Annotated in this window: 27 protein-coding genes; 16 read left to right on the top strand and 11 right to left on the bottom strand. The window is 64.2% G+C overall.

From position 1 onward, the window contains the following. Positions 1 to 16 precede the first annotated feature (16 nt). The gene (locus BCV67_RS13420; protein ID WP_062169209.1) at positions 17 to 1,072 is read left to right on the top strand and encodes a metal-dependent hydrolase; all 1,056 of its coding nucleotides are present in this window, start codon (positions 17 to 19) and stop codon (positions 1,070 to 1,072) included. Here BCV67_RS13420 and BCV67_RS13425 read toward each other — a convergent pair. Both BCV67_RS13425 and BCV67_RS20160 read right to left on the bottom strand, forming a co-directional pair. Further along, positions 1,066 to 1,887, bottom strand: coding sequence for a methyltransferase domain-containing protein (locus tag BCV67_RS13425; protein WP_057630735.1), 822 nt, complete (start codon positions 1,885 to 1,887; stop codon positions 1,066 to 1,068). The two genes, BCV67_RS13420 and BCV67_RS13425, sit on opposite strands and share 7 nt — an antisense overlap. A 44-nt stretch (positions 1,888 to 1,931) precedes the next feature. Further along, positions 1,932 to 2,252, bottom strand: coding sequence for a hypothetical protein (locus BCV67_RS20160; protein ID WP_156455865.1), 321 nt, complete (start codon positions 2,250 to 2,252; stop codon positions 1,932 to 1,934). Here BCV67_RS20160 and BCV67_RS13430 point away from each other — a divergent pair. Then, positions 2,241 to 2,840: a nitroreductase family protein gene (locus tag BCV67_RS13430; protein ID WP_062169206.1), complete on the top strand. Its 600-nt coding sequence runs from the start codon at positions 2,241 to 2,243 to the stop codon at positions 2,838 to 2,840. The genes BCV67_RS20160 and BCV67_RS13430 overlap by 12 nt on opposite strands. Before the next feature lie 481 nt (positions 2,841 to 3,321). Here the strand turns inward: BCV67_RS13430 and dusB are convergent, their stop codons facing one another. The 3 genes from dusB to BCV67_RS13445 all read right to left on the bottom strand — a co-directional run bounded on the left by dusB (position 3,322) and on the right by BCV67_RS13445 (position 6,956). Further along, a complete protein-coding gene (gene dusB / locus BCV67_RS13435) occupies positions 3,322 to 4,320 on the bottom strand; it encodes a tRNA dihydrouridine synthase DusB (RefSeq protein WP_062169204.1) in 999 nt (332 codons plus the stop codon). A gap of 299 nt (positions 4,321 to 4,619) precedes the next feature. Continuing rightward, positions 4,620 to 5,570 carry a ribokinase gene (locus BCV67_RS13440; RefSeq protein WP_062169202.1) on the bottom strand — a complete coding sequence of 317 codons (951 nt, stop codon included), beginning with the start codon at positions 5,568 to 5,570 and terminating at the stop codon, positions 4,620 to 4,622. Between the two features lie 87 nt (positions 5,571 to 5,657). Then, positions 5,658 to 6,956 (bottom strand): NupC/NupG family nucleoside CNT transporter, encoded by a 1,299-nt coding sequence (locus tag BCV67_RS13445; protein WP_062169199.1) that lies wholly within the window; start codon positions 6,954 to 6,956, stop codon positions 5,658 to 5,660. A 203-nt stretch (positions 6,957 to 7,159) separates the two neighbouring features. On the opposite strand from BCV67_RS13445, the gene BCV67_RS13450 reads away from it, so the two are divergent. From BCV67_RS13450 to BCV67_RS13465, 4 genes are all read left to right on the top strand, one after another. Next, positions 7,160 to 8,131: a potassium channel beta subunit family protein gene (locus BCV67_RS13450; RefSeq protein WP_062169197.1), complete on the top strand. Its 972-nt coding sequence runs from the start codon at positions 7,160 to 7,162 to the stop codon at positions 8,129 to 8,131. Between the two features lie 440 nt (positions 8,132 to 8,571). Continuing rightward, positions 8,572 to 8,766, top strand: a complete 195-nt coding sequence (hemP, locus tag BCV67_RS13455; RefSeq protein ID WP_062171758.1) for a hemin uptake protein HemP — start codon at positions 8,572 to 8,574, stop codon at positions 8,764 to 8,766. Between the two features lie 164 nt (positions 8,767 to 8,930). Continuing rightward, complete coding sequence (locus BCV67_RS13460; RefSeq protein ID WP_062169195.1) at positions 8,931 to 11,135, top strand: TonB-dependent hemoglobin/transferrin/lactoferrin family receptor; 2,205 nt, start codon at positions 8,931 to 8,933, stop codon at positions 11,133 to 11,135. 90 nt (positions 11,136 to 11,225) lie between these two features. Next, a complete protein-coding gene (locus BCV67_RS13465; protein WP_062169193.1) occupies positions 11,226 to 12,143 on the top strand; it encodes a DUF6607 family protein in 918 nt (305 codons plus the stop codon). A 154-nt stretch (positions 12,144 to 12,297) separates the two neighbouring features. Here the strand turns inward: BCV67_RS13465 and BCV67_RS13470 are convergent, their stop codons facing one another. After that, a complete protein-coding gene (locus tag BCV67_RS13470; RefSeq protein WP_062171756.1) occupies positions 12,298 to 12,651 on the bottom strand; it encodes a DMT family protein in 354 nt (117 codons plus the stop codon). 165 nt (positions 12,652 to 12,816) lie between these two features. Between BCV67_RS13470 and BCV67_RS13475 the strand changes: the two genes are divergently transcribed. The 10 genes from BCV67_RS13475 to BCV67_RS13520 all read left to right on the top strand — a co-directional run bounded on the left by BCV67_RS13475 (position 12,817) and on the right by BCV67_RS13520 (position 20,858). Next, a complete protein-coding gene (locus BCV67_RS13475) occupies positions 12,817 to 13,530 on the top strand; it encodes a response regulator transcription factor (RefSeq protein ID WP_057630720.1) in 714 nt (237 codons plus the stop codon). Between the two features lie 137 nt (positions 13,531 to 13,667). Then, positions 13,668 to 14,930, top strand: a complete 1,263-nt coding sequence (locus BCV67_RS13480; protein WP_065868129.1) for a sensor histidine kinase — start codon at positions 13,668 to 13,670, stop codon at positions 14,928 to 14,930. 149 nt (positions 14,931 to 15,079) lie between these two features. Next, a complete protein-coding gene (locus BCV67_RS13485; protein ID WP_062169190.1) occupies positions 15,080 to 15,460 on the top strand; it encodes a diacylglycerol kinase in 381 nt (126 codons plus the stop codon). Between the two features lie 54 nt (positions 15,461 to 15,514). Beyond that, positions 15,515 to 16,264: a TerC family protein gene (locus BCV67_RS13490; RefSeq protein WP_062169189.1), complete on the top strand. Its 750-nt coding sequence runs from the start codon at positions 15,515 to 15,517 to the stop codon at positions 16,262 to 16,264. Positions 16,265 to 16,546: 282 nt separating this feature from the next. After that, on the top strand, positions 16,547 to 17,179 hold the full coding sequence (locus BCV67_RS13495) for a LemA family protein (RefSeq protein WP_062169187.1): 633 nt from the start codon (positions 16,547 to 16,549) through the stop codon (positions 17,177 to 17,179). Between the two features lie 10 nt (positions 17,180 to 17,189). Beyond that, entirely contained in the window at positions 17,190 to 18,101 is a 912-nt protein-coding gene (locus tag BCV67_RS13500; RefSeq protein ID WP_156455864.1) for a TPM domain-containing protein, read from the top strand. Then, positions 18,101 to 18,592 (top strand): TPM domain-containing protein, encoded by a 492-nt coding sequence (locus tag BCV67_RS13505; protein ID WP_062169185.1) that lies wholly within the window; start codon positions 18,101 to 18,103, stop codon positions 18,590 to 18,592. The genes BCV67_RS13500 and BCV67_RS13505 overlap by 1 nt, the downstream gene beginning before the upstream one ends. A gap of 66 nt (positions 18,593 to 18,658) precedes the next feature. Next, entirely contained in the window at positions 18,659 to 19,567 is a 909-nt protein-coding gene (gene lgt / locus BCV67_RS13510; protein ID WP_062169183.1) for a prolipoprotein diacylglyceryl transferase, read from the top strand. Next, complete coding sequence (locus tag BCV67_RS13515) at positions 19,564 to 20,358, top strand: thymidylate synthase (RefSeq protein WP_062169181.1); 795 nt, start codon at positions 19,564 to 19,566, stop codon at positions 20,356 to 20,358. Before lgt ends, BCV67_RS13515 begins: the two co-directional genes overlap by 4 nt. A gap of 8 nt (positions 20,359 to 20,366) precedes the next feature. Beyond that, positions 20,367 to 20,858 carry a dihydrofolate reductase gene (locus BCV67_RS13520; RefSeq protein WP_062169179.1) on the top strand — a complete coding sequence of 164 codons (492 nt, stop codon included), beginning with the start codon at positions 20,367 to 20,369 and terminating at the stop codon, positions 20,856 to 20,858. A 155-nt stretch (positions 20,859 to 21,013) separates the two neighbouring features. Here BCV67_RS13520 and BCV67_RS13525 read toward each other — a convergent pair whose 3' ends face one another. Genes BCV67_RS13525 through pdxA form a run of 5 tightly spaced genes read right to left on the bottom strand, consistent with a single transcriptional unit; the run spans position 21,014 to position 24,878 of the window. Next, entirely contained in the window at positions 21,014 to 21,658 is a 645-nt protein-coding gene (locus tag BCV67_RS13525) for a DUF1287 domain-containing protein (protein ID WP_062169178.1), read from the bottom strand. Then, positions 21,655 to 22,662: a symmetrical bis(5'-nucleosyl)-tetraphosphatase gene (locus BCV67_RS13530; RefSeq protein WP_062169177.1), complete on the bottom strand. Its 1,008-nt coding sequence runs from the start codon at positions 22,660 to 22,662 to the stop codon at positions 21,655 to 21,657. The genes BCV67_RS13525 and BCV67_RS13530 overlap by 4 nt, the downstream gene beginning before the upstream one ends. Next, positions 22,662 to 23,045, bottom strand: a complete 384-nt coding sequence (gene apaG / locus BCV67_RS13535) for a Co2+/Mg2+ efflux protein ApaG (protein WP_062169176.1) — start codon at positions 23,043 to 23,045, stop codon at positions 22,662 to 22,664. The genes BCV67_RS13530 and apaG overlap by 1 nt, the downstream gene beginning before the upstream one ends. A gap of 49 nt (positions 23,046 to 23,094) precedes the next feature. Next, complete coding sequence (rsmA, locus tag BCV67_RS13540; RefSeq protein ID WP_062169175.1) at positions 23,095 to 23,901, bottom strand: 16S rRNA (adenine(1518)-N(6)/adenine(1519)-N(6))-dimethyltransferase RsmA; 807 nt, start codon at positions 23,899 to 23,901, stop codon at positions 23,095 to 23,097. Further along, positions 23,898 to 24,878 (bottom strand): 4-hydroxythreonine-4-phosphate dehydrogenase PdxA, encoded by a 981-nt coding sequence (pdxA, locus tag BCV67_RS13545; protein WP_062169174.1) that lies wholly within the window; start codon positions 24,876 to 24,878, stop codon positions 23,898 to 23,900. The genes rsmA and pdxA overlap by 4 nt, the downstream gene beginning before the upstream one ends. Between the last annotated feature and the right edge of the window lies 1 nt (position 24,879).

The raw sequence follows: 24,879 nt of genomic DNA on the forward strand, positions 1-24,879 counted from the left end.
CTGCTAGCATCGGCGCATGGATTCCCTCAGCCAGATCGTTCTCGGCGGCGCCATTGCCGCCGCCATCACTCCCGCCGGCCATCGCCGCGCGGCCCTGCTCGCCGGCGCAGGGCTGGCCACTTTGCCGGATCTGGACGGGCTGCTGATCATGGCCTTCACCGACAACCCGGTGAGCCTGATGACCGTGCATCGCAGCTTCAGCCATTCGCTGTTCGTGCTGCCCTTGCTGGGCACGCTGATCTGGTGGCTGTACAAGCGCTTCGGCCATGGCCGGGTTGCGCAGGCGCCCGCGCGCTGGTGGTGGGCGATGGTGCTGGCCTTGGTCACGCATCCGCTGCTGGATGCCTTCACCGTTTACGGCACACAGTTGTGGTGGCCGCTGACGCCGCCACCGACGATGTGGTCAAGCGTCTTCATCATCGATCCGCTGTATACGATCTGGCTGCTGCTCGCCTGCGTGATCGCCTGGTTCGCCCGCGCCCGGCCATTGGCGCAACGCGCGCTGGTGGCGGGATTGGTGTTGAGCACGGGTTATCTGGGCTGGTCATTGATTGCCAAGGCGCAGGTCGACCGCGTTGCCGCACAGTCGTTGGCACATATGGGGCTGGCCGATGCGCCACGCTTCTCGGTGCCGATGCCGTTCAATACCTTGCTGTGGCGGGTGGTGGCGATGACTCCGCAGGGTTATGTGGTCGGTGATCGTTCGCTATGGGCCGATCACGGGCCGATGCAGTTCCAGGGCTATCCGTCGAACGTGCAGGCCTTGCGCCAGGCCGGCGAGGTGCCGGCCGTGCAACGCCTGGATTGGTTCAATCACGGCTTCATGCGCGCGCAGGTAGTGGATGGCGAGCTGGTGCTCAGCGATCTGCGCATGGGGCTGGAGCCGGATTACAACTTCAACTTCGCCGTCGCCACCGAACGCGATGGCCAGTGGCAGGCGATGCCGCCACGGCAAGTGCAGCCTGCGTATCGGCAGGCCGGCAATCGCGACGTGCTCAAACAGCGCCTGGCGCAAATGTGGCAACGCATCTGGCGGGCACCGGCGAGCACCGGTGCCGCCAGCACTCAGTAGACCGTGGCGCGGGCCTGCACGAAGGAATAGAAGAACACCGCATTGGGGTCGTTCTGTACCTGGGTGAATTCGCTGCGCATGCCTTCGACGGTGGCCTGGTCAACCTTGCCAGCCTCCAGCAGCTGCTCGGCCGCTGACAGCAGCAGTTCTTCCCATAGCGCGAACATCACCTTGCGCCGCGCCGGCTCGCGGTTGTCCAGATGCACGGTCTTGGTCTGGGTCTGCACATCACGGAAGCCGCCGGCCAGCAGCAGGTTGCCGAGCTTCGCGCCGACAAACGGATCGCCACCGCTGTCGATCTGGAAATCGTTGAAGGCCATCCAGTAGCGCCACAGGTTGGGCGAGTAGGGATCCAGCAGGAAGGATGCATTCATCACCTCGGTGACGAATACCGGCGAACCGGGACTCAACACCCGCCGCACTTCGGCCAGGGCGCGGGCAGGCGAGGGCACGTGCTCCAGCACCCAGCACAGGAAGGCGCCGTCGAAGCTGCGCGGCTCGAACGGCAGGTCGGTGGCATTGGCGCGCTGGAACTCGACGCGTTCGCGCAGCCACGGCATTTCCGCCAGATGGGCATTGGCGGCGGCGAGCTGACGTTCGTTCAGATCGATGCCGGTGACCCGCAGGTCGGGGAAGCGGCGCAGCAGGATTTCGGTCTGCGCACCGACGCCACTGCCCACTTCAAGGATATGCCGGGCATTGCGGAAATCGATGTCGTGGAAGATGGCTGGCTCGAACAGGCGCGCCTGTTTACGCAGCCGGGTCTGTTCGGTTGCGGAGAAGCCATGCAGGTAGGGGAAGTCGTTGAGGGTCATAAAACGGTGTCATGCAGTGATCGCACAAGTATCGCCAGCAGGTGTTACTGCGGCGCATGCGTAACGGAACCCAGTATTGCGGTGCCGCAGGCAATGTCGCTGCGCTGCGGGTTTGCGGGCAGCCGCTGCTGATCACGATTGCTTATGGAAATTGACGATTTTGGAATAAGGGTTTGGCGCGACTCTGCATCGGGTTTGTCCTGGCAGGTCGCGGCTTGGTGCACATTTGTTCCGAAATTGAAACGATTTATTGAAATATAAGTAATTGTTCTAAATTTGATGGCAAATACAATGGGCGCCATCAAGCAAAAACCGGCGCTGTTGCCGGCCTGCTTTCTCTTCAGGAAACGCCCATGAACAGCCAAGTCATCTCCCTGTACAAGAAACGCCGATCCCAGTACGCCCTGGGCAAGCAGCTGCCGATCAGCCAGGACGACACCAGCAACCTGATCAAGCAGGCCATGCGCGAAGCGCCGTCGGCCTTCAATGCCCAGTCCTCGCGCGCGCTGATCCTGTTCGGTGACCACAGCCAGAAGTTCTGGGAGCTGACCAAGGAAGAACTGCGCAAGATCGTTTCCGCCGAGGGCTTTGCCGCCACCGAGGCCAAGCTCAACAGCTTTGCCGCCGGCGCCGGCACGGTGCTGTACTTCGTTGATACCGACGTGGTGAAGGGCCTGCAGGAGCAGTTCGCCCTGTATGCAGACAATTTCCCGGTGTGGGCCGAGCAGTCCAACGGCATGGCCCAGTTCGCGGTGTGGACCGCGCTGGCCGATGCCGGCGTAGGCGCCAGCCTGCAGCACTACAACCCGCTGGTCGACGAAATGGTGCGCAAGCACTGGGGCGTGAACAGCAACTGGCAGCTGCGCGCGCAGATGCCGTTCGGTTCCAATGAAGCGGCCCCGGGCGAAAAGACCTTCATGGAAGACGAAGCACGTTTCAAGGTTTTCGGCTGATCCACGCCGGCGCGGTTCTCTCCCCCGCGCGCCGATGGCAGTCGAACGGGCCCACCGGCTAACGCCGGTGGGCCTTTTTTGTAGTGCCGAGCCTTGCTCGGCAGGGGCTTCATGCACAGTCCGGACGTTGTCGGTAAGGCTCCAGCCGAGCATGGCTCGGCTCTACAGACGCGGGATTGGGTAGTGCCGAGCCATGCTCGGCAGGGGCTTCATGCACAAATCCCGACGTTGCTGGTAACGCCCCAGCCGAGCATGGCTCGGCTCTACAGAAGCTGGGTTGCGTAGTGCCGAGCCATGCTCGGCAGAGGCCTCATGCACAAATCCAGATGCTGCCGGTAACGCCCCAGCCGAGCATGGCTCGGCTCTACAGAAACTTGGATTGCGTAGTGCCGAGCCATGCTCGGCAGAGGCTTCATGCACAGTCCGGACGTTGCCGGTAAGGCTCCAGCCGAGCATGGCTCGGCGCTACAAAAGCTGGATTTCAGGCCGTTTGCTGCATGCCTGCGGTTTCACCGGCTATCAGTGCGTCGAAATAATCGCGGGTCAGGCGTATCTGCGCGTCTGCGCTTTCCGCTGCATTGACCACCACGCGGAAGGCGGCGTTCTCGGGCCGGTCTTTGGCGTACCAGCCGAGGTGCTTGCGGGCGATGCGTACGCCCTGCGGCTCGCCGTAGAAGGCGTGCAGGTCGTTGAGATGGCCGAGCAGAATGTCGCGCACTTCCTCCACCGAGGGCGGTGGCAGCTCCTCGCCGGTGGCCAGGTAGTGGGCGATTTCGCGGAAGATCCACGGCCGGCCCTGCGCGGCACGGCCTACCATCACCGCATCGGCGCCGGTGAGCTTGAGGACATGTTCGGCCTTGCGCGGTGAATCCACATCGCCATTGGCCAATACCGGAATCTTCAGCATCGCCTTGATCGCGGCGATGGTCTCGTATTCGGCTACACCGGTGTAGTGCTGGTCGCGGGTGCGGCCATGGATGGCCAGCGCGGCGATGCCACTGTCCTCGGCGATGCGGGCGATGCTGGGCGCATTGCGCACATCGGCGCACCAGCCGGTGCGGATCTTCAGCGTGACCGGCACCTCGACGGCGTTGACCACCGCTTCCAGGATGCGTGCCACCAGGGCTTCGTCACGCATCAAGGCCGAGCCGGCCCAGGCATTGCACACCTTCTTGGCAGGGCAACCCATATTGATGTCGATGATCTGCGCGCCGTTGTCGACGTTGTAGCGCGCGGCCTCGGCCAGCTGCTGCGGTTCGGTGCCGGCAATCTGCACGCTGATCGGTGCCGGTTCGCCGGCATGGTCCATGCGATGAAGCGATTTGCGGGTATTCCAGAAGCGCGGGTCGCTGATGGTCATTTCCGAGGCGGCCAAGCCCGCGCCCAGCCGTTTGCACAGCTGACGGAAGGGCTTGTCGGTGACGCCGGCCATGGGCGCGAGCACCACATTGGGTGCAATGGTGTAGGGGCCGATCTGCATGGGCGGTATTGTACGGCGCTGGCTGCAACCCAGGCTGTAGGAGCAGCGTCAGCCGCGAAGCTGGGAGTGCTTGAAAGGCCTCAGAGCCTACCCCTCCCCAACCCTCCCCTGCTGCGCAAGGGAGGGAGCAAAGCCGTGAAGTCGGGAGTACTTGAAAGGCCGTAGGCCTACTCATCCCCAACCCTCCCCTGCTGCGCAAGGGAGGGAGCAAAGCCGTGAAGCCGGGAGTACTTGAAAGGCCGTAGGCCTACTCATCCCCAACCTCCCTTGCTGCGCAAGGGAGGGGGCAAAGCCGAGCCTCAGGCGTCGGCCGGGGTCATCTTCGGCATCGACAAGGCGGCGCCTTCGCTCTCGGTGGAGCGGGCGGCGTACTGGTTGGCGAAGCGCACGTGCTTGATGAACGAAGCCTCCGGTGCCTGCGCCAGTGAGGCGGCCAGGGCGCCGTTGAAGGCATCGCCGGCGCCGGTGGTGTCCACCACCTGCACCGATTCGGCGGCCACCCGGTAGTACGGCTGGCTGTCGCTGCGCAGCTTGTCTTCATCGTGCGAGACAAACACGCCGACCGCGCCCAGCGTCACCACCACGGTGTTGCCGGACAGCTTGCGGCACAGCGCGTGCAGGCTGGCGCCATCCAGCGTTGCCACATCGTCGGCCTCGATGCGCTCGCCGACATGACGGCCCAGCAGGGCGGCAAACTCGGTTTCGTTCGGGGTCAGTACATCGGCCAGCTTGAGCAGGCTGATGGTGGATGGGGCATTGGCCGGGGCGGCGTTGAGCATGGTCAGCACGCCGGCCTCGCGGGCCTGCGCCAAGGTTGCTTCGATGGTTTCCACCGGCGATTCCAGCTGTGCCAGCAGCACCTTGGCGCCGCTGATCAGCGCAGCGTTGGCGGCGACGAAATCGGTGCTCAGCGAGGCGTTGGCGCCGGCGCCGATCACGATTGAGTTGCGGCCGCGGCCATCGACGTAGATGCCGGCAGTGCCGGTGGGTTCGTCGCTGGCTTCGGCCACCAGCGCGATGCCGTCGGCAGCAGCCAGCTGGCGGGCGAGGTCGCCGCCGGCATCAGAACCCAGCGCGCAGACAAAACTGGTCTGCGCACCGGCGCGCTGTGCGGCCACGGCCTGGTTGAAGCCCTTACCGCCGGGGCCGGTGCTGTAACGGCCAGCAATGGTCGCTCCCGGTGCGGGCAGGGCGTCGCAGCGCCAGACGTGATCGACATTGAAGGAACCAGCAACGACAACAGAACTCATGGAATCTACGTCTCTAAGGTGGCGATGAAGCAGTAACGGCGATGAACGCGCCGAATTGAATCAACAGGAGTGGTTCTACAGCGTGGATCAACCGAAATGGGTCAGTACGCCGGCGATGGTGGCGGTCATCAAGGTGGCAATCGTGCCGCCCAGGACTGCGCGCAGGCCGAACTTTGCCAGATCCTGGCGACGGTCAGGGGCGAGCCCGCCGATGCCGCCGATCTGGATGGCGATGGAGCTGAAGTTCGCGAAACCGCACAGGGCGTAGGTGGCGATCAGGCGGCCTTCTTCACTCAGGCTGACGCCCGGGACGTTGCCCTTGATGATCTCCGACAGGTCCATGTAAGCGACAAATTCGTTGATCACGACTTTCTGGCCAATCAGCGAACCGACAGTGGTGGCGTCAGCCCACGGCGTGCCGATCACCCAGGCGATCGGGGCCAGCACGTAGCCGAAGATGGTGGCCAGGTTGGTCGGCTTGCCGATGGCGGCAGCCAGGCCGGTGATGTCACCGATCCAGGTCAGCGGCGCATTGAGCAGGGCGATCAGGGCGATGAAGGCCAGCAGCATGGCGCCGATGTTCAGCGCAAGGCGCAGGCCGTCAGCGGCGCCACCAGCGGCGGCGTCGATGATGTTGGAGGAGGTCTTTTCCACTTCCATCTTGACCGTGCCGCGCGTCAGCGGGGTACCGGTTTCCGGTACCAGCAGCTTGGCGACCACCAGCGTGGCCGGCGCGGCCATGATCGAGGCGGCCAGCAGATGCTTGGCGTAGAAGGCCTGCGAGGCCGGATCACCACCGCCGAGCATGCCGACGTAAGCGGCCAATACGCCGCCAGCGATATGCGCCATGCCGCCGATCATCATCGTGATCAGTTCGGACTGGGTCATCTTGGAGATATACGGGCGCACGGTCAGCGGCGCCTCGGTCTGGCCGATGAAGACGCTGGCACAGACGCTGGTGGTTTCAGCACCGGACACTCGCATCACCTTGGTGATGGCCGCAGCCATGACCCGCACGATGGCCTGCATCACGCCCAGGTGGTACATCACGCCCATCAGCGCCGAGAAGAAGATGATGGTCGGCAGCACCTGGAAGGCGAAGATGAAGCCGTACTTGGGAATGTCCATCAGGCTGCCGAAAATGAAGTTGGAACCTTCATTGACGAAGCTCAGGATCTTGACGAAACCCTTGCCCAGCCAGTCGAACACGTCACGACCGCCCGGTACCAGCAGCACCAGCGCGGCAAAAGCGATCTGCAGGGTGATACCCGTGGCAACCAGCTTCCAGTCAACGGCTTTCTTGTTGTTGGAGAACAGCCAGGTGATGCCCAAAAGCACCGCCAGGCCGAACAGGCCGAAGCCGATTCTGCCCAAACCTTCGAACATGAGTAATCCCCGGGCGTGCCCGCAAAAGACGCAAGCCTAGAGCAGCGGCTGATGCCGGGCAAGAATATAGATGGCATGAGCCAGCAATTACGGCGAATGCGCCGGTATCGGCAAGGTCCGCGGGGCGGCCCAATGCGCAGTCAGGGTTACACTGGCGGCCAATCTGCGCGAGTGGCGCGCAGGGTCCTATGTTGGAGCCAGCCATGCAATACCGTCGTCTCGGGTCGTCCGGCCTGCAGCTGTCCGCCTTGTCGTTTGGTGCCTGGGTGACCTTTGGCAGCCAGATCGGGCGGGACGAATCGCGCAATCTGATTGCGGCGGCCTGGGACAACGGGGTCAACTTCTTTGACAACGCCGAGGGCTATGCAAAAGGCCGCGCCGAAGAGGTGATGGGCGACGTGATTGCCGACCTGCGCCTGCCGCGCGACGGCTACTGCGTGTCGTCCAAGGTGTTCTTCGGCTCGGCTGAAGACCCGGCGCCGACCCAGCGCGGGCTGTCGCGCAAGCATGTCACCGATGCCTGCCACGCCGCGCTCAAGCGCCTGCGGGTGGATTATCTGGACCTGTACTACTGCCATCGCCCGGATGCCGAGACGCCGATCAGCGAGACTGTGCTGGCCATGGACACCCTGGTCCGCCAGGGCAAGGTCCTGTACTGGGGCACCTCGGAGTGGTCGGGCGCGCAGATCGCCGAAGCGGTGACCTTTGCCCGTGCCAACCATCTGTACGCGCCGAGCATGGAGCAGCCGCAGTACAACCTGCTGCACCGCAGCCGGGTGGAGCGCGAGTACGCGCCGCTATATGCCGACGCAGGCCTGGGCACCACCATCTGGTCGCCGCTGGCCTCGGGTCTGTTGACCGGCAAGTACAACGACGGCATCGCTGAAGATTCGCGTCTGGGCCAGTCTTCGCTGGGCTGGCTGCAGGCCTCGGTGCTGGGCGAACCGGCGGATGATCGGCTGGGCAAGGTGCGTCGTTTCACCGCGTTGGCGGCCGAGCTGGGCGAATCGCCGGCGCAGCTGGCCATTGCCTGGTGCCTGCGCAATCCACAGGTATCCAGCGTGATCTTGGGTGCAAGCCGGGTGTCGCAGCTGGAAGAGAACCTGCGCGCGCTCGACGTGCTGGCACGGGTGGAAGAGGGCGCCTGGCAGCAGATCGAGGCGATTTTCGCCTGAGTTTTGGCTGTAGGAGCGGCGTGAGCCGCGAAGCCGGTGTCGCACCGGTGCACGCTTGCGGGTGATTTCAGCAGGCTGTACCGGTGCTTGCAGGGCGCTGGTAGAGCCCCTGCCGAGCATGGCTCGGCACTACAGTGCCGCTGTGCTTTTGGTGGGAGCGGCGTGAGCCGCGAAGCTCATGCGCCATCAGTGCGCGTACATGCCTGTGATTTCAACGCAGTTGGCGGCCTTTGGTTTTGCGGGTTTGCCAACGCTGGAAGGGCCACTGGTAGAGCCCCTGCCGAGCATGGCTCGGCACTACAGGGCTGATGGGCTTATGCGGTTTTGTAGGAGCGGCGTCAGCCGCGAAGCCGGTGCGGCGGGTAGAAGATGCAAATAGTTCTTGCATCGTTGTTGAGAATCATTATCATCAACTCCGTCCCCAGCACGGAATCACGATGATGTCGGCCAACCCCGTTCTGCTTCGCCCGCGTACCCTCCACCTGCCGCAGCGCTCGGTCCAGTTGTTGCCGGTTGATGGCGTTATCGATAGCGGTGCCTTGCTCAAGGGGCAGCGCGAAATCGTCATCCAGCACGGCGACAAGTTCTATCGCCTGCGCCATACCAGCAACGACAAGCTGATCCTTACCAAGTAGTCGCAACACCCCGCATTCCCGGCAGCATTCGCCGCCAGCCGGCGCGTTCCCGCGCCAAGCACGCCTGAATCGCACAGTTCTCTCCCCCCTTGGCTACAGCCGGGTCGCCCGCGCGGCCCGGCTGCCTGCCAGGGGCTCTGTTCACTCGATGATTCCAGGCTTCCATGATCCGTCCAACTGTCTTGAGCGCTGCCCTGTGGGCGGTGCTGTCACCCGCGCATGCGGAAAACGCTGCGCCTGCCGTCGCGCAGGAATTTGATCGCGTCCAGGTCACCGCCACCCGCACCGAACGCGCACTTGGCGACGTCGCTGCCACCGTCGATGTGATCGATCGCGAGCAGTTGGACAAGCAGTTGGCCAACGACATCGCCGACCTGGTGCGCTACGAACCGGGTGTGTCGGTCACCCGCAGTGCCACGCGCTTCGGTTTGGGCGGTTTCCGCATCCGTGGCCTGGACGCCAACCGCGTGCTGATCCAGACCGATGGCATCACCATGCCGAAGAGTTTCGCCATCGGCAGCTTCGCCAACAGCAACCGCAACTTCACCGATCTGGAAACGCTCAAGCGGGTGGAGATCGTGCGCGGCCCGGCCAGTTCCCTGTATGGCTCCGATGCATTGGGCGGCGTGGTGGCCTTCGTCACCAAGGACCCTGCGGATTATCTGAAGGACGGCAAGGACAGCTATGTCGGCCTGAAATTCGGCTACGACGGCGACTGGAAAGGGCTGCTGGGCAGCGTGACCACGGCCTTTGGCGGGGAGCACTGGAGTGGCATGGTCAACGTCAACCATCACCAGGGCCAGGAAACGGTCAACAAGGGTGATGTGCGCACGCAGGACTACACCCGCACCGCGCCCAATCCGCAGGAGCGCGATGGCCGCAGTGTGCTGGCCAAGCTGGTCTATGCGCCAGACGAAAGCCAGCGCTTTCGCTTGACAGTGGAAGGCAACGAGGACAGCACCGATACCGACGTGTATTCGGCGGTCAATGCCGGCCATCCAGTGGCGGCGTCGCGTACCACTACCGACATGACCGCACATGACACGCAGAGCCGCACGCGGCTGTCCTTCGCCCATGAAATGGATGCGCTGGACGCTGCCTTTGCCGATAGCCTGAACTGGCAGATCTACAGCCAGAACAGTGAAACCACCCAGGTCACCAACGAAGGCCGCACCAATGGCAGCCGTCGTCATCGCGCCTTCCATTTCGACCAGCGCGTCAACGGCGCACAACTGCAGTTCAACAAGCGCCTGCAGTCGGGCAGCGTCGAACACGCGCTGACCTGGGGCTTCGATGGCGCACTGACCGATATCCGCCAGAAGCGCGATGGCTACCAGGTGCTGGCCAACGGCAATATCAGTTCCAATATCTCGCCGGACAATTTCCCGGTGCGCGATTTCCCGATCAGCAAGACCACCGAACTCGGCCTGTACGTGCAGGATGAAATGCGCCTGGCCGATGGCCGGTTGTCGCTGGTGCCGGGGCTGCGCGTTGACCATTACCGTCTCAAGCCTGAGCTCGACAGTATCTTCCGCGACGACAACCCGGACATGGCGGTGGCCTCGCTGACCAAGACCAGCGTCTCGCCCAAGCTGGGCATGGTGTGGCGCTTCGATGCGCAATGGTCGCTGTTTGCCGGCTACGCACACGGTTTCCGTTCGCCGCCGTACAACGACGTCAATCTGGGTTTCACCAATCTGATGTTCGGCTACACCGCCATTCCCAACCCGGACCTGAAGCCGGAAACCAGCAATGGCCTGGAACTGGGCGTGCGCTACGTCAGCCCGGTGGCCTACATGAGTGTCAGCGGCTATTGGAACGACTACCGCGACTTCATCGAATCGCAGCGCTATGTGGGTGTCAATGCGCAGGGCCTGATGGTGTTCCAGTCGCAGAACATCGCCGATGCGCGCATCTACGGCGCCGAGTTGAAGGCCGGTGTTGATTTCGGCCAGCTCAGCGATGCCTTGCAGGGCTGGGGCCTGCGTGGCGCCGTGGCTTGGGCGCATGGGCAGAACCGCACAGAGGATGTACCGCTGGATTCGGTGGATCCGCTGCGCGGCACTGTCGGCCTGATGTATGACCGCGACGACTGGGGTGTGGAGCTGGCCGGTACCTTTGCCCGCCGCAAGGACCGTGTCGCTGCTGCCACCGCCTACCGTCCGGCGGGTTATGGCGTACTGGATCTGATGGCGCATTGGCAGTTCGCGCCGGGCGCCAAGTTCAATGTGGGCGTGTTCAACCTGGCGGACTGCAACTACATCGACTGGTCCAGCATCACCTCCACGCTGGCGTCCAACAGCAGCGTGATCGATCGCTACAGCAACCCGGGCCGCACCGTATCGGCGAGCGTCTCGGTGTCCTGGTAAGCGGCAACGTTAGCGGTTCCTCCAGGAGCCGGCGATGGAACGCAGAACCGGCCATGGATGGCCACCCTTTCACACGTTCAAGGAAATCCCATGAAGCTGCTTTATGCCAGCCTGCCACTGCTGTTGCTTGCCAGCACCGCCACCGCTGCCGATGTCGCCCGTGACCACGACAGCATCCTGAAGATGCAAGGCGAGTACACGGTGGATTTCGCCTTCGACGAGACCGTGCTGCTCAAGCCCGGCTACGAGCGTGCAGCGGCGATGCGGAGCGGCGGTGACGAAGTGGTCATCGTGGTTGAAGACACGCCGCGCCGCATCGTGCTGCAACACCTGCTGGTCGATACCAAAAGCGGCCATGTCACCAAGCATTGGCGGCAGGACTGGGTCTATGAAGCGGCGCAACGTTTCGAGTTCAGCGCTGACCAGACCTGGACGGTGCGCGCCATCCCGGCTGCGCTCAATCAGGGCGCCTGGACGCAATGCGTCTACGAAGTCAGCGACGCCCCGCGTTACTGTGGCACCGGCCGCTGGAGCTACAACAACAACGTACCGACCTGGACCAGCGACCTGAGCTGGCGGCCGCTGCCGCGCCGTGAATACACCCGCCGCAGCGATTACAACGCGCTGGCGGTGGTGAACCAGCACACGCTCACGCCGAACGGTTGGACCCACGAGCAGTTCAATACCAAGGTGCAGCGCAATGCCGACGGCAGCCAGGTGGAGATTGCACGCGAGTTCGGTTTCAACGATTACATCAAGACCACGGACGTGGATTTCACGCGGGCCCGTACTTACTGGGCGGCCACCGCGCCGTTCTGGGCGCAGGTGCGCCAGCGTTGGCAGGGCTTCCTCGGCCAGGCGCCGGGCGTGCACCTGAAGACCAAGCTCGATGGCATGGCGATGATCATGCCGCTGTTCCAGCAGGCCGAAGAAATTCAAGGCGGCGCAGCGCTGGATACCGGCAAGATCGACGCGGTGTTCGCGCAGTTCGTGGAGCCGGCCAAATAAATTGGCGCCTGTTTGAGCTTGCGGGATTTATGTAGGAGCGGCGTCAGCCGCGAAGCTGATGATCGATCAGGTCGCCGATAGAGCCGCGACTTCATTGATGCCGGCTTCGCGGCTGATGCCGCTCCCACATCCGTCGTGGGAAGACGCGCCGGCCTTACTCCTTGAACATCAGCAGGGCGGCCAGCAGGATCAGCGCGAACGCCGCCCAGTGGTTCCACTTCAGCGGTTGCCCCAGATAGGTGGCAGAAAACACTGCGAACACCACCAGGGTAATCACTTCCTGCATGCCCTTGAGCTGCGGCGCCGAGTACACCGCGCTGCCCATGCGGTTGCCCGGCACCTGCAGGCAATATTCGAAGAACGCGATGCCCCAGCTGACCAGGATCACCGTCATCAGTGGCGCGGTCTTGAACTTCAGGTGGCCATACCAGGCCACGGTCATGAACACATTGCTGGCAACCAGCAGCAGTACCGGGTACAGATAGGCGGTAAAGGACGGGGCGACCATAGCCAGATTCATCGATGCGGGCCGTTAGCATAGGCCCGGCGCTGCGGAACCTGCAGGGCTGAAAACAAGTTGCAGATGAAACCGTTGTGATGAGGGTACGCGTCTTCACACGGAGTCCACCAGGAGTACGGCATCTTTCACAAAGCTGAAGACTAAGGAGGCTCCATGCGACAGACAAAGGAATCGTCCGGATTGGTACTGGTCGTCGAGGACAACCGCAATATTTCCGAGATGATTGGCGAATATCTGGAAGGCAAGGGGTTCGAGGTGGATTACGCAGCCGATGGCCTTGACGGCTACCGGCTCGCCGCCGAGAACAGTTACGACGTTGTGGTGCTGGACCTGATGCTGCCGCGGTTGGACGGCATCGAGGTGTGCCGGCGCCTGCGCAACGAAGCCCGCAAATCCACCCCGGTGCTGATGCTCACCGCGCGCGACACCCTGGACGACAAGCTCACCGGCTTGGGCTACGGTGCCGATGACTACCTGACCAAGCCGTTCGCGATCCAGGAACTGGAGGCGCGCCTGCGTGCCCTGATCCGACGCGAGCGCCGCCAGGTGGGTGCCGAGGTGCTGAAGGTGGCCGATCTGGTGCTGGACCCGGTAAGCATGCGCGCCACCCGCGCCGGCAGCGAGCTGCAGCTCTCGCCGATTGGCCTGCGCCTGCTCACCATCCTGATGCGCGAATCGCCACGCGTGGTGACCCGGCAGGAGATCGAGCGCGAGATCTGGGGCAATGGCCTGCCCGATTCGGACACCTTGCGCAGCCACCTGTACAACCTGCGCAAGATCATCGACAAGCCATTTGATCGGCCGTTGCTGCACACCGTGCAGAGTGCGGGCTACCGGATCGCCGACATCGGCCAGTCAATGGGCTGAGCGGCGGCCGCGTGTTGGGTAGCTGGACTGGAAAAACCGCCGCAGGACATGGGTCGCGGCGGTTTTTTTTCCTGCCAGGTATTGCTGCGGCAGCGTCGGTTCAGTCCCTATAATCACGCGGGCTTCGAGGGGGGCGCATGCCGTACGGTTTACCGCGCAAGATCAGGAAGGCATTCATCGTGCAGGCGCTGCTGGCGAGTCTGGCCGTGCTGCTGGGCGGCTATCTGATGGCGCTGGTGCTCAAGTACGGTTTGCTCAATGCCGTTCTGCACAATGAAGCGCAGTACTACTGGCAGCAACGCGCGCTGAGCCCGGGCCTGGCCCCCCCCAATACCTACAACATCCGCGGCTATCTGCAGCCGGCCGGGCAGGGGCAGGACGCGCTTCCCGAGCCCCTGCGCGTGCTGCAACCGGGTTTCCATGAACTGCTGGCCTTCGATCAACTGGTGCTGGTCGACCAGCAGGCCGGCGAACGTCTGTATCTGGTGTTCCAGCGCGTACCGCTGTATCGGGTGGTGTTCTGGTCCGGCGTGCTGCTGGTGCTGTTGACCATCCACGCGGTGTCCTGGATGACCTACCGTGCCTCCTGGCGGCTGGTTGCGCCGGTGAGTTGGCTGGCACGGAAGGTGTCGCTGTGGGACCCACGTCATCCCGACGCCTCCGAGCTGGCGCCGGACCGCCTGCCGCCCGAGGTACAGGGCGAGACCCGGCAATTGGCGCTGGCGCTGCATCGCATGGCCGGAAAGGTCACCGCGCATGTCGCCCGCGAACGCGATTTCACCCGGGACGCCAGCCATGAGCTGCGCACCCCGCTGACCGTGATCCGCATGGCCAGTGACATGGCCTTGACCGATTCCGGCCTGACTCCGCGGCTGCAACGCAGCCTGCAGCGCATCCAGCGGGCCGGGCGCGACATGGAGGCGGTCATCGACGCTTTTCTGTTGCTGGCCCGGGAAGTGGACGTGGAGCCACAGTCGGAGCTGTTCGATGTGGGCGAGGTGGTGCGCTACGAGGCGGCCAACGTCGAGGAGCTGCTGCAGGGCAAGCCGGTGCAGCTGCGGGTGCGGATCGAAGGCGGCCAGATGCTGATGGCGCCGCCGCGGGTGATGCATGTGGTGGTGGCCAACCTGCTGCGCAACGCCTGCCTGTACACCGATGCCGGCGAGGTGGAGGTACAGGTGACGGCCGGCCGGGTGGTGGTCCGCGATACCGGCATCGGCATGAGCCGCGAAGCGCTGGCGCGTATTTTCGAACCGTTCTACCGCGCCGAGGGCGGCCGTGAGCAGGGCGTGGGGCTGGGCCTGCCGATCGTCCGCCGGCTGTGCGAACGTTGCGGCTGGCGGATCGAGCTGGACAGCCATGAAGGGCAGGGCACCACCGCGACCCTGCACTACCGCTGAGGCCCGGGTCCAGGCCGGGCTGGCGGTAAGCAACGGCCAGATGTGGCAAAATTGGCGGCTAATTCCACGCTACCGGTGTCATTCCATGAGGGGTTATTCAGGCTCCACGCTGTCGTTCGGCCGTGATCGCGCAGCTGGCAAGGTGTCCCATGGCTGACGAAATCGGGCATATGCCGCGCGGTCCGGCGCGCATCCTCAAGGCCGCCAAATGGTCCTGGCAGGGCCTGTGCGCGGCCTGGCTGCATGAATCCTCGTTCCGGCTGGAAGTGTGCCTGTTTGTGCTGCTGGCGCCGGTGGCGCTATGGCTGGGCCACGGCCCGGTGGAGCAGGTGCTGCTGATCGGCTCGATGCTGCTGGTGATCGCCATGGAGCTGGCCAATTCGGCCATTGAAGCGGTGATCGAACGCTATGGCCCGGAGTACCACGTGCTGGCCGGCCGCGCCAAGGACATGGGCTCGGCGGCGGTATTCGTGCTGATGATGAACGTGTTGCTGTGCTGGAGCCTGATCCTGCTGCCGCGTGTTTTTTGACAAGTCAGCCGCCGGTTGGCGGTGACGTAATGGTTTTATTGAAGGATTGATCGCATGTCTTTTGAGTTTCTTGCCGACCCGAACGTCTGGCTCACCCTGTTCATGCTCAGCGCACTGGAAATCGTGCTCGGTATCGACAACCTGGTCTTCATCTCCATCGCGGTAGGCCGCCTGCCGGAAGAAAATCGCCCGATGGCGCGTCGGGTCGGCATCGCGGTGGCCTGTATCACCCGCATCATGCTGCTGATCTCGCTGGCCTACCTGGCGCACATGGAGAACAACCTGTTCACCGTGGCCGGCATGGGTATTTCCATCCGTGACATGGTGCTGGTGGTGGGCGGTTTGTTCCTGCTCTACAAGGGCATCAAGGAAATCCGTGAGCTGGTCAGTGGTGGCGAAGACGCCGACCCGACCACCACCAAGGCGACCGCCAGCTTCGGCATGGTGATCGCGCAGATCGCGGTGATCGACATCGTGTTCTCGCTGGACTCGGTGATCACCGCCGTCGGCATTGCCGACCACGTGCCGGTGATGGTCTGTGCGGTGCTGCTGTCGGTGGCGGTGATGCTGCTGGCGGCCAACCCGCTGGGCCGCTTCATCGATGCCAACCCGACCGTGAAGCTGCTGGCGCTGGCCTTCATCCTGCTGGTCGGTGCGGTGCTGGTGCTGGACGGCCTGGACGTGCACGTGCCCAAGCCCTACATCTATGCGGCGATGGGTTTCTCGGTGCTGGTGGAGTGGCTGAACCTGCTGATGCGCCGCAACGCCAAGGCGCACCACGTTCCGGGTTCGGACAACTGGTAAGCGTCCAGTGGGCCGGCATTGTCGGCCGCTGACAGGACCCGAAGGGCCGGCTCTGCCGGCCCTTCGTCTTTTTGTCCTTTGTCTTTTGTAGGAGCGGCGTCAGCTGCGAAGCCGGTGCAGCTGTAGTTGCGGGATGCCTCCAACCTGACGGATGGCCGGCTTCGCGGCTGACGCCGTTCCCACAACCGCCTGGTCCAGGAACTTTGGCGGTTCACCGGTCTTTGCATACCTTGAACAGGCAACGTGGCATGCTCGGCATTCCCGCCATCCAGGGTCCGACCCATGCGCCAGTACCTTCGCCTGATGTTGCTTGTCATTGCGGTGATTTCCATTTCCGGCTGTGGCTACAACGCCATCCAGCAGAAGGACGAGGCGGTCAAGGCCGGTTGGTCCGAGGTGGTCAACCAGTACAAGCGCCGCGCCGATCTGATCCCCAACCTGGTCAATACCGTGCAGGGCTACGCCCAGCAGGAGCGGCAGGTGCTGACCGAGGTCACCAACGCTCGTTCCAAGGTCGGGCAGATCCAGGTCAACGCCGACGATGCCGATTCGCTCAAGCAGTTCCAGCAGGCCCAAGGCGAGCTGGGCAGTGCGCTGTCGCGCTTGCTGGTGGTCAGCGAGAACTACCCGACGCTGAAGTCGGACCAGAACTTCCGTGACCTGCAGGCGCAGCTGGAAGGCACCGAGAACCGCATCACCGTGGCCCGCGGCCGCTACATCCAGCTGGTGCAGGACTACAACACCTACATCCGCTCGTTCCCGCAGGTGATCACCGCCAAGATGTTCGGCTATGCGGCCAAGCCCAACTTCACCGTCGACAACGAGGCGCAGATCGCCCAGCCGCCGACCGTGAGCTTTGGTACCCAGCCGGCCGTGCCGCAGCAGACGCCGCCGCAGCCCGCACCGGCACAGTGAGCAGCGCGCGATGAGCGCGATGCTGCAGCGCTTTGGCCTGTTGCTGTGCCTGCTCGGCCTGGGCTGGGCGGGCGAGTTGCAGGCTCAACAACTGGCGCCGATTCCGCCGCTGGATTCGCCGGTGGTCGATACCACCGGCACCCTCGGTGCGGCGCAGAAGCAGGCGCTGGAACAACAGGCGCTGGCCCTGCAGCAGCGCAAGGGTGCTCAGCTGCAGGTGCTGATCGTGCCGACCACCCAGCCCGAGGACATCGCCCAGTACAGCACGCGGGTCTTCGACCAGTGGGCGATCGGCCGCAAGGGCGTTGATGACGGCGTGCTGCTGCTGGTGGCCAAGGATGACCGACGGGTGCGGATCGAGCCCGGTTACGGTCTGGAAGGTGCCATCCCCGATGCCATCGCCAACCGGGTGATCCAGGAATACCTGGTGCCGCATTTCCGCCAGAACGATTACGCCGGTGGCATCACCGCCGCCAGCGGGGTGCTGGTCAGGATCATCGATGGCGAGGAGCTGCCGGCGCCGGTCAGCAGCAACCGTGATGGTGGTGGCAGCGGCGGCGGGGATTCGATCTTCATGTTCGCGATCATGATTGGTGTGGTTGCCGCCACCTTCATGCGCGTGTTGCTGGCCAAGCTGCCACGGCCGATACGTGGTCTGGTCGCCGGGCTGGTTGCCGGTGCCGGCGGTTGGTTGCTGTTGTCTGTGTTCGGTGGCGGCCTGGCTGCGCTGGTGGCGTTCGTGTTTTCCTTCGCCAGGGGCTCCAGCGGTGGTTTTGCCAGCGGCGGTGGCTGGGGCGGCGGAGGCGGCTTCGGAGGCGGAGGCGGAGGTTTTGGCGGAGGCGGTGGAGGCTTCGGCGGAGGCGGTGGTTGGGGCGGTGGTGGTGGGCGTTCGGGAGGCGGTGGCGCCTCGGGGAGCTGGTGATGCGCTGGTTACGACATTTCTTTGCTCCCTCCGCGCATACCGCATTCCCGGAACCCAGCCTGGACCGGATCGCCCACGCCATTGCCGACGGCGAGCGCCTGCACGGCGGGCAGGTGATGTTCGCGGTGGAATCCGATCTGCCGCTGACCTTGCTGTGGAAGGGCACCACCGCACGCGCCAGAGCCGAACATGCATTCGCCTTGCTGCGTACCTGGGATACCGAAGCCAACAACGGGGTGCTGATCTACCTGTTGCTGGCCGACCATGCCATCGAAATCGTGGCCGACCGAGGCCTGCAGGCGCGCGTGGATGCCGCGCAATGGCAACTTATCTGCGACCACCTGCGTCAGCAGCTGAACGGAAACAGCCAGGAGGCGGCGGTATTGGCGGCAGTGGAAGAGGTCTCACAGTTGCTGGCCATGCACTTTCCGCCTGATCCGGCGGGGCGTCAGCGCAACGAGCTGCCTGACCGCCCGCAGGTCTTCGGCTGAACCATGGGTTGAGTGGCAAGGGCTGCTACCCCGAGAATAGGGACTGGTTCGCCTGACAGTGCACACATGCTCTTTCTACATGACATAGATCCCATCGCTTTCTCGCTGGGGCCGATCGATGTGCACTGGTACGGCATCATGTACCTGCTCGGCTTCGCCGCCGCCTGGTGGTTGGGCCGCTCGCGCATTCTTGCCGGGCGCCTGCCGGGCGTGGACATGAACGGCTTCTCCGACCTGCTGTTCTACGCGATGCTGGGCGTGGTGCTGGGCGGACGCATCGGCTACATGCTGTTCTACGCCACTGCCGATTTCCTCAACAATCCGCTGATCCTGCTGCGGGTCTGGGAAGGCGGCATGAGTTTCCACGGTGGCCTGCTCGGTGTGCTGATCGCCGGCGCTTGGTGGACGCGCAAGTACAAACTGCATTTCTTCGACACCATCGACTTCGTCGCGCCGCTGGTGCCGCTGGGCCTGGGCTTCGGCCGCCTTGGCAACTTCATTGGTGGTGAGCTGTATGGCAAGTTCACCAATGGCGGTTGGGGCGTGGTGTTCCCGCATTCGCCGCTGAAGGACATCCCGGCCGGCTTGCCGGCGATGGAGCAGCTGCTGTCCGCTGCGCAGATCCAGCAGGATTACGCTGCCGGCCTGCTCACCCAATACGCACGCCACCCCTCGCAGCTGTATGAAGCGCTGCTGGAAGGCCTGGTGATGTTCCTGGTGCTGTGGTTCTACTCGATGAAGCCGCGCCCGCGTTATGCGGTGTCCGGCCTGTTCGCGCTGATGTACGGTTGTTTCCGCTTCCTGGTCGAGTTCGTGCGCATGCCCGACAACGGCATCTATGTCGCGTTCGACTGGTTGACCCGTGGCCAGATCCTGAGCCTGCCGTTGATCGTGCTGGGCTTGGTGCTGCTGGCAATGTCGCGGCGTGCGCCGGTATTGCAGCCGGTGCTCCCACTGGAAGAGAAGAAGGCATGAAGCAATATCTGGATCTGCTGCAGCATGTGATGGAGCACGGTACCGAGAAATCGGACCGCACCGGCACCGGCACGCGCAGCGTGTTTGGTTGGCAGATGCGCTTCGACCTCAACCAGGGTTTCCCGCTGGTCACCACCAAGAAGCTGCACCTGCGCTCGATCATCCATGAGCTGTTGTGGTTCCTGAAGGGCGATACCAATATCGCCTACCTGAAGGACAACAAGGTCAACATCTGGGACGAGTGGGCCGATGCCAATGGCGATCTCGGCCCGGTGTATGGCAAGCAATGGCGCAGCTGGGCTACCGCCGATGGCCGCGAAATCGACCAGATGCAGTGGCTGGTGGAAGAAATCAAGCGCAATCCCGATTCGCGGCGGCTGGTGGTCAGCGCCTGGAACGTGGGCGAGCTGTCGCAGATGGCGTTGATGCCCTGCCACAACCTGTTCCAGTTCTATGTGGTCGACGGCAAGCTCAGCTGCCAGTTGTACCAGCGCAGCGGTGACATCTTCCTCGGCGTGCCGTTCAACATCGCCAGCTATGCCTTGTTGACGCACATGGTGGCGCAGGCCACGGGCCTGGGCGTGGGTGATTTCGTGCACACGCTGGGCGATGCGCACATCTATTCCAACCACTACGAACAGGCACGCGAACAGCTGTCACGCACGCCGCGCGCGCTGCCCAAACTGTGGTTGAACCCGGACGTGACCGACCTGTTCGGCTTCCAGTTCGATGACATCCGCATCGATGGCTACGATCCGCATCCGGCCATCAAGGCGCCGGTGGCGGTGTGAGCGGGAAAATGAAGCTGTCGATGATCGCCGCACTGGATCGTAATCACGGCATTGGCCATGACAATGCGATGCCGTGGCATCTGCCGGATGACTTCAAGCACTTCAAGGCGCTGACCTTGGGCAAGCCCATTGTGATGGGGCGCAAGACCGCGCAGTCGCTGGGACGCGCGCTGCCGGGGCGGGCCAACCTGGTGTTGACCCGCAGCGGCCAGGTGCCGTTTGCCGGCATGCAGGCGGTGGCTTCGCTGGATGAGGCGCGCGCGATTGCCGGCGGCGAAGGTGCTGATGAGTTGTGCGTGATCGGCGGCGGCGAGATCTATCGCCTGCTGATGGATCAGGCCACCGATCTGTACCTGACCTTGGTGGATACCGAGGTGGTGGCCGATACGCATTTCCCGGAGGTTGATCCGGCGTTGTGGCGCGAAGTGGATAGTCAGGTGCATGCAGCCGATGAGCGGCATGCGTTCTCTTTCCGGTTCGTGCATTACGTGCGGCGCTGAGCCGGTTTCGAGCTGAAGCTCAAAGCTTACCCCTCCCCAGCCCGTCCGGCCCGAAGGCTATGCCTTCGGGCCGGACGGGCTGGGGAGGGGTAGCTTGTAGCTTGTAGCTCGTTGCTCTCAGCTCCCAGCGCTTCACTGAACCCCAACCCCAACAATCATCCCGGCATCCGGTAATGCCCAATGATCGTGTGCCGGAACAGCAGGTCCTGCTCCTGCGTGCCCTGCACAATATTGTGCAGTACCAGCGGCGTGCCGTCGGCCAGTCGCCGATCCGAGACGATGCCCACGTGCAGCAGGCCGTTGCCATTGAGCTTCCAGGCCACGATGTCCCCGGCGGCGTAGTCGTCTGCGCGGGTGCTGATAGGTAGCTCCCAGCCTTGGCGCTGGAACCAGCGCATCTGGTTGGGGACGCGGCGGTGGTCGATGTTCCGGTCTGGCCGCGACAGGCCCCATAACTGCGGATAGGCAGCGAAATCCCCACGCATGTCTTCGTGGATGCGCTGCTGCAGATCCAGCTGCTGCGTGCGCAGGGCGCGGATCACCACATCGGTGCAGACGCCGCGATCCGATGGCGGGTCGCCATTGGGATAGCGCAGGGAAAAGTACGCCGGGTCGTAGCGGGTGGTGATTCCGATCTGTGTGCGGGCGGCCGCAACCAGCGGCGGCGAAGCGCGCGGCGCAGTGGCCGGTTCGGGCTGGGATTGTGCTTGCGGAGCAGTATCGCTGCCTTCGCTTTGCGGACGGCAGCCAGCAAGCAATGCGCTGGCCATCAGCAGCAAGGCTGATGGCCAGCGAGTCATGCGGCCGGCCCGTTGTTGTCGGGCGTGGGCGTGCTGTTGTTGCCGTTCCTGCCGCGCGGGCGGTGGCGACGCGGGCGACGGCGTTGCTCGCCGCTGCGGGTTTCGGGTTTGGGCTCTGGCTTGGCTTCCGTTTTTGCTTCGGTCCGTGGCCTGCGCGGTGGGTGCTGGCCCGGCACCGGTGCCGGCACATCGCGGCCCGGAACCTGCACCACGCGCAGGTCTTCACTGTCCAACTGCAGGGCGGTGAGCTTGCCGCCCCAGACTGCACCGGTATCGATGGCGTGCACGCCCTGGGTGATGGTCAGGCCCAGCGCCGACCAATGGCCGCAGACCATCTTCAGTTCGCGCTCGACCCGCCCCGGTACTTCAAACCAGGGGTACATGCCCTGCGGCTGGGTGCCGGGCGTGCCCTTGTCTTCCATGCCGATACGCCCACTCGGGGTGCAGTAACGCATGCGGGTGAAGATGTTGATGATGGCGCGCGAGCGGTCATAGCCACTCAGGCCCGGCGACCAGGCCGGCTTGTCGCCGTACATGTTGCGGAACAGTTTGCGGTAGCCGTTGCCATGCAGCTGCTGTTCGACTTCGCGGGCATGCTTTTCGGCCAGCGCCACGGTCCACTTGGGGGCCAGACCGGCATGGAACATCATCCAGCCCAGTTCGCGGTCCACGTGCACCAGCTTCTGCAGGCGCAGCCAATCCAGCAGTACGTCGCGGTCCTCGGCCAGCACGATGCGCTGCAGGTCCGGGTTGACCTTGCGCTGTTCCTCTTCGCTGCGCGCACCGATGGCCAGCAACGACAGGTCGTGGTTGCCGAGCACGGTAACGCTGTGCTCGCGCAGTGAATGCACCAGCCGCAGCGTCTCCAGCGATTGCCCGCCACGGTTGACCAGGTCACCGGCAAACCACAGTTTGTCCGCAGCCGGGTCGAAGTTGATTTTCTCCAGCAGCCGCTGGGTGACGTCGTAGCAGCCCTGCAGGTCGCCGATTGCCCAGGTCGCCATCAGTGCAGCGTCCTGGGAATGGCCAGCACGAACGGCGCGATCGGCGCGGCAAACTCGGTGCCGTCGTCGGCGATCATGTCGTAGTGCCCTTGCATGGTGCCGCGCTCGGTGCCGAGCATCACCCCGGAGGTGTAACGGAATTCTTCGCCGGGGCGCAGCCGTGGTTGCTCGCCCACCACGCCTTCGCCATCAACGTGCTCGACCCGGCCTTCACCGTCGGTGATGCGCCAGTGGCGGCTGATCAGCCGGGCCGGCATGGTGCCGCGGTTGTGGATGCGGATCGTGTAGGCGAACGCAAAGCGCCCGTCTTCAGGGGCCGACTGGTCGTCGATGAAACGAGGCGAGACCTCGATCTCGATCGCATAGTGGCGGGTGTCTTCCATGGGGGGAGTGTAAGCAAAAGCGGGTGATCGGTTTGCGTGTGTGCTGCGCTTATTCGTGCGGCAGGTTGGCAAGCCTGATGAAATCGGCAACTTCCAGCTGTTCGGCGCGGGCATCGCTGCGTACGCCGGCAGCTTCGAACTGTGCCTGGTCGATGACGCCGTTGAGCGCATTGCGCAGCGTCTTGCGGCGCTGGCCGAAGGCGGCCCTGACCACGTCGGCAAAGCGCTTGCGGTCGTTGATGCCCACCGTGGCCGGATCACGCGGCACCAGCCGCACCACGGCCGAATCCACCTTCGGCGGCGGCCGGAACGCGCCCGGCGGCACCACGAACAGTGCGCGTACCTCGCAGAACGCCTGCAGCATCACGCTCAGGCGGCCGTAGACCTTGCTGCCCGGGCCGGCGGCCATGCGGTCGACCACTTCCTTCTGCAGCATGAAGGTCATGTCCGAGATCGCGGCGGCGTGGTCCAGTGCATGGAACAGGATCGGCGAGGAGATGTTGTAGGGCAGGTTGCCTACCAGGCGGATGGTGCCGCCGGCGGCCAGCTCGGTGAAGTTCACCCGCAGCACGTCGCTGTGGACGATGGTCAGCTCGCCCAGCGGGGCGGCGGCTTCGGTCAGCGGCGCGATCAGGTCGCGATCGAACTCGATCACGGTCAGCCTGGGGTGGCGGCGCAGCAGCGGGAACGTGATGGCGCCCTGACCCGGGCCGATCTCGACCAGACGGTCGTCGCCCTTGGGGTCAACCGCCAGCACGATCTTCTCGACGTAGTACTTGTCCGCCAGAAAGTGCTGGCCCAGCTGCTTCTTGGCCGGGGCGGTGAAGCCGGTGCGCGGGGAATAATCTGAATTCATGCGGTGATTTTACGTTGTGCAGCCAGCTGCGCGCATAAAGCGGTGGCAGCCAGCAGGCTGGAAGGGTCGGCCAAGCCCTTGCCGGCCAGGTCCAGGGCGGTGCCATGGTCTACCGCGACGCGCGGGTAGGGCAGGCCCAGGGTGATGTTTGTGGCCTGCTCGAAGCCGCTGTATTTGAGCACCGGCAGGCCTTGGTCGTGGTACATCGCCAGCACCGCGTCGAATCCGGCCAGTTTGGCCGGCAGGAAGGCGGTATCGGCCGGGAGCGGCCCGATCAGATCCAGGCCTTCGCCGCGCAGCTGCTCGAGCAGCGGGATGATCAGGTCCAGCTCTTCGCGGCCCAGATGCCCGTCTTCACCGGCATGCGGGTTCAGCCCGAGCACGGCAATGCGCGGCGCGGCCAGACCGAAGTCGCGGCGCAGGGCGCTGTGGATGGTGTAGATGACCTTGCGTAGGCTGTCGGCGCTGATGGCATCGGCAACCTCGCGCAGCGGCAGGTGGGTGGTGGCCAGCGCGACGCGCACGATGTCATTGGCCAGCATCATCACCACCTCGACACCGGCCTGGTTGGCCAGCAGCTCGGTGGTGCCGCTATAGGCGATGCCGCCCTGGTTGATCACCGCCTTGTGCACCGGGCCGGTGACCACGCCGTCGAGGCTGCCATCCAGGCAGGCCTGGCCGGCGCCGAGCAGGGCATCGATCACCGCCCGCGCGTTGCGGGGGTCGGCCTGGCCGAACCGGGAGGGCGTGGCGTTGCGGACTTCACGCAGACGCAGGTCGCCGGGGTGGCGGGCGTGTGCGTGTTCAGGCAGCAGCTGCAGCGGCAGATTCAGCGCGCGGGCGGCGGCCTGCAGGGTATCGGGGTCCGCAAACGCCAACAGCCGGCAGTCACTGCGCGGCTGTTGGGCAAGACGTATGCAAAGTTCCGGGCCGATCCCGGAGGGCTCGCCCGGAACCAGAGCGAGCTGGGCAGCCATG

It is taken from the genome of Stenotrophomonas nitritireducens, assembly GCF_001700965.1.
GTDB lineage: Bacteria > Pseudomonadota > Gammaproteobacteria > Xanthomonadales > Xanthomonadaceae > Stenotrophomonas > Stenotrophomonas nitritireducens_A.

Bases quoted from the DNA above. Each gene is read 5' to 3' on its own strand.
- BCV67_RS13480 (WP_065868129.1), top strand. From the start codon at position 13,668: ATGCCGTACGGTTTACCGCGCAAGATCAGGAAGGCATTCATCGTGCAG.
- BCV67_RS13500 (WP_156455864.1), top strand. From the start codon at position 17,190: ATGAGCGCGATGCTGCAGCGCTTTGGCCTGTTGCTGTGCCTGCTCGGC.
- dusB (WP_062169204.1), bottom strand. From the start codon at position 4,320: ATGCAGATCGGCCCCTACACCATTGCACCCAATGTGGTGCTCGCGCCC.
- BCV67_RS13450 (WP_062169197.1), top strand. From the start codon at position 7,160: ATGCAATACCGTCGTCTCGGGTCGTCCGGCCTGCAGCTGTCCGCCTTG.
- BCV67_RS13475 (WP_057630720.1), top strand. From the start codon at position 12,817: ATGCGACAGACAAAGGAATCGTCCGGATTGGTACTGGTCGTCGAGGAC.
- BCV67_RS13470 (WP_062171756.1), bottom strand. From the start codon at position 12,651: ATGGTCGCCCCGTCCTTTACCGCCTATCTGTACCCGGTACTGCTGCTG.
- BCV67_RS13440 (WP_062169202.1), bottom strand. From the start codon at position 5,570: ATGAGTTCTGTTGTCGTTGCTGGTTCCTTCAATGTCGATCACGTCTGG.
- BCV67_RS13430 (WP_062169206.1), top strand. From the start codon at position 2,241: ATGAACAGCCAAGTCATCTCCCTGTACAAGAAACGCCGATCCCAGTAC.
- BCV67_RS13530 (WP_062169177.1), bottom strand. From the start codon at position 22,662: ATGGCGACCTGGGCAATCGGCGACCTGCAGGGCTGCTACGACGTCACC.
- BCV67_RS13420 (WP_062169209.1), top strand. From the start codon at position 17: ATGGATTCCCTCAGCCAGATCGTTCTCGGCGGCGCCATTGCCGCCGCC.
- hemP (WP_062171758.1), top strand. From the start codon at position 8,572: ATGTCGGCCAACCCCGTTCTGCTTCGCCCGCGTACCCTCCACCTGCCG.
- BCV67_RS13465 (WP_062169193.1), top strand. From the start codon at position 11,226: ATGAAGCTGCTTTATGCCAGCCTGCCACTGCTGTTGCTTGCCAGCACC.
- BCV67_RS13490 (WP_062169189.1), top strand. From the start codon at position 15,515: ATGTCTTTTGAGTTTCTTGCCGACCCGAACGTCTGGCTCACCCTGTTC.
- BCV67_RS13505 (WP_062169185.1), top strand. From the start codon at position 18,101: ATGCGCTGGTTACGACATTTCTTTGCTCCCTCCGCGCATACCGCATTC.
- pdxA (WP_062169174.1), bottom strand. From the start codon at position 24,878: ATGGCTGCCCAGCTCGCTCTGGTTCCGGGCGAGCCCTCCGGGATCGGC.
- BCV67_RS13515 (WP_062169181.1), top strand. From the start codon at position 19,564: ATGAAGCAATATCTGGATCTGCTGCAGCATGTGATGGAGCACGGTACC.
- BCV67_RS13520 (WP_062169179.1), top strand. From the start codon at position 20,367: ATGAAGCTGTCGATGATCGCCGCACTGGATCGTAATCACGGCATTGGC.
- rsmA (WP_062169175.1), bottom strand. From the start codon at position 23,901: ATGAATTCAGATTATTCCCCGCGCACCGGCTTCACCGCCCCGGCCAAG.
- apaG (WP_062169176.1), bottom strand. From the start codon at position 23,045: ATGGAAGACACCCGCCACTATGCGATCGAGATCGAGGTCTCGCCTCGT.
- lgt (WP_062169183.1), top strand. From the start codon at position 18,659: ATGCTCTTTCTACATGACATAGATCCCATCGCTTTCTCGCTGGGGCCG.
- BCV67_RS13445 (WP_062169199.1), bottom strand. From the start codon at position 6,956: ATGTTCGAAGGTTTGGGCAGAATCGGCTTCGGCCTGTTCGGCCTGGCG.
- BCV67_RS13495 (WP_062169187.1), top strand. From the start codon at position 16,547: ATGCGCCAGTACCTTCGCCTGATGTTGCTTGTCATTGCGGTGATTTCC.
- BCV67_RS13485 (WP_062169190.1), top strand. From the start codon at position 15,080: ATGGCTGACGAAATCGGGCATATGCCGCGCGGTCCGGCGCGCATCCTC.
- BCV67_RS13425 (WP_057630735.1), bottom strand. From the start codon at position 1,887: ATGACCCTCAACGACTTCCCCTACCTGCATGGCTTCTCCGCAACCGAA.
- BCV67_RS13525 (WP_062169178.1), bottom strand. From the start codon at position 21,658: ATGACTCGCTGGCCATCAGCCTTGCTGCTGATGGCCAGCGCATTGCTT.
- BCV67_RS13460 (WP_062169195.1), top strand. From the start codon at position 8,931: ATGATCCGTCCAACTGTCTTGAGCGCTGCCCTGTGGGCGGTGCTGTCA.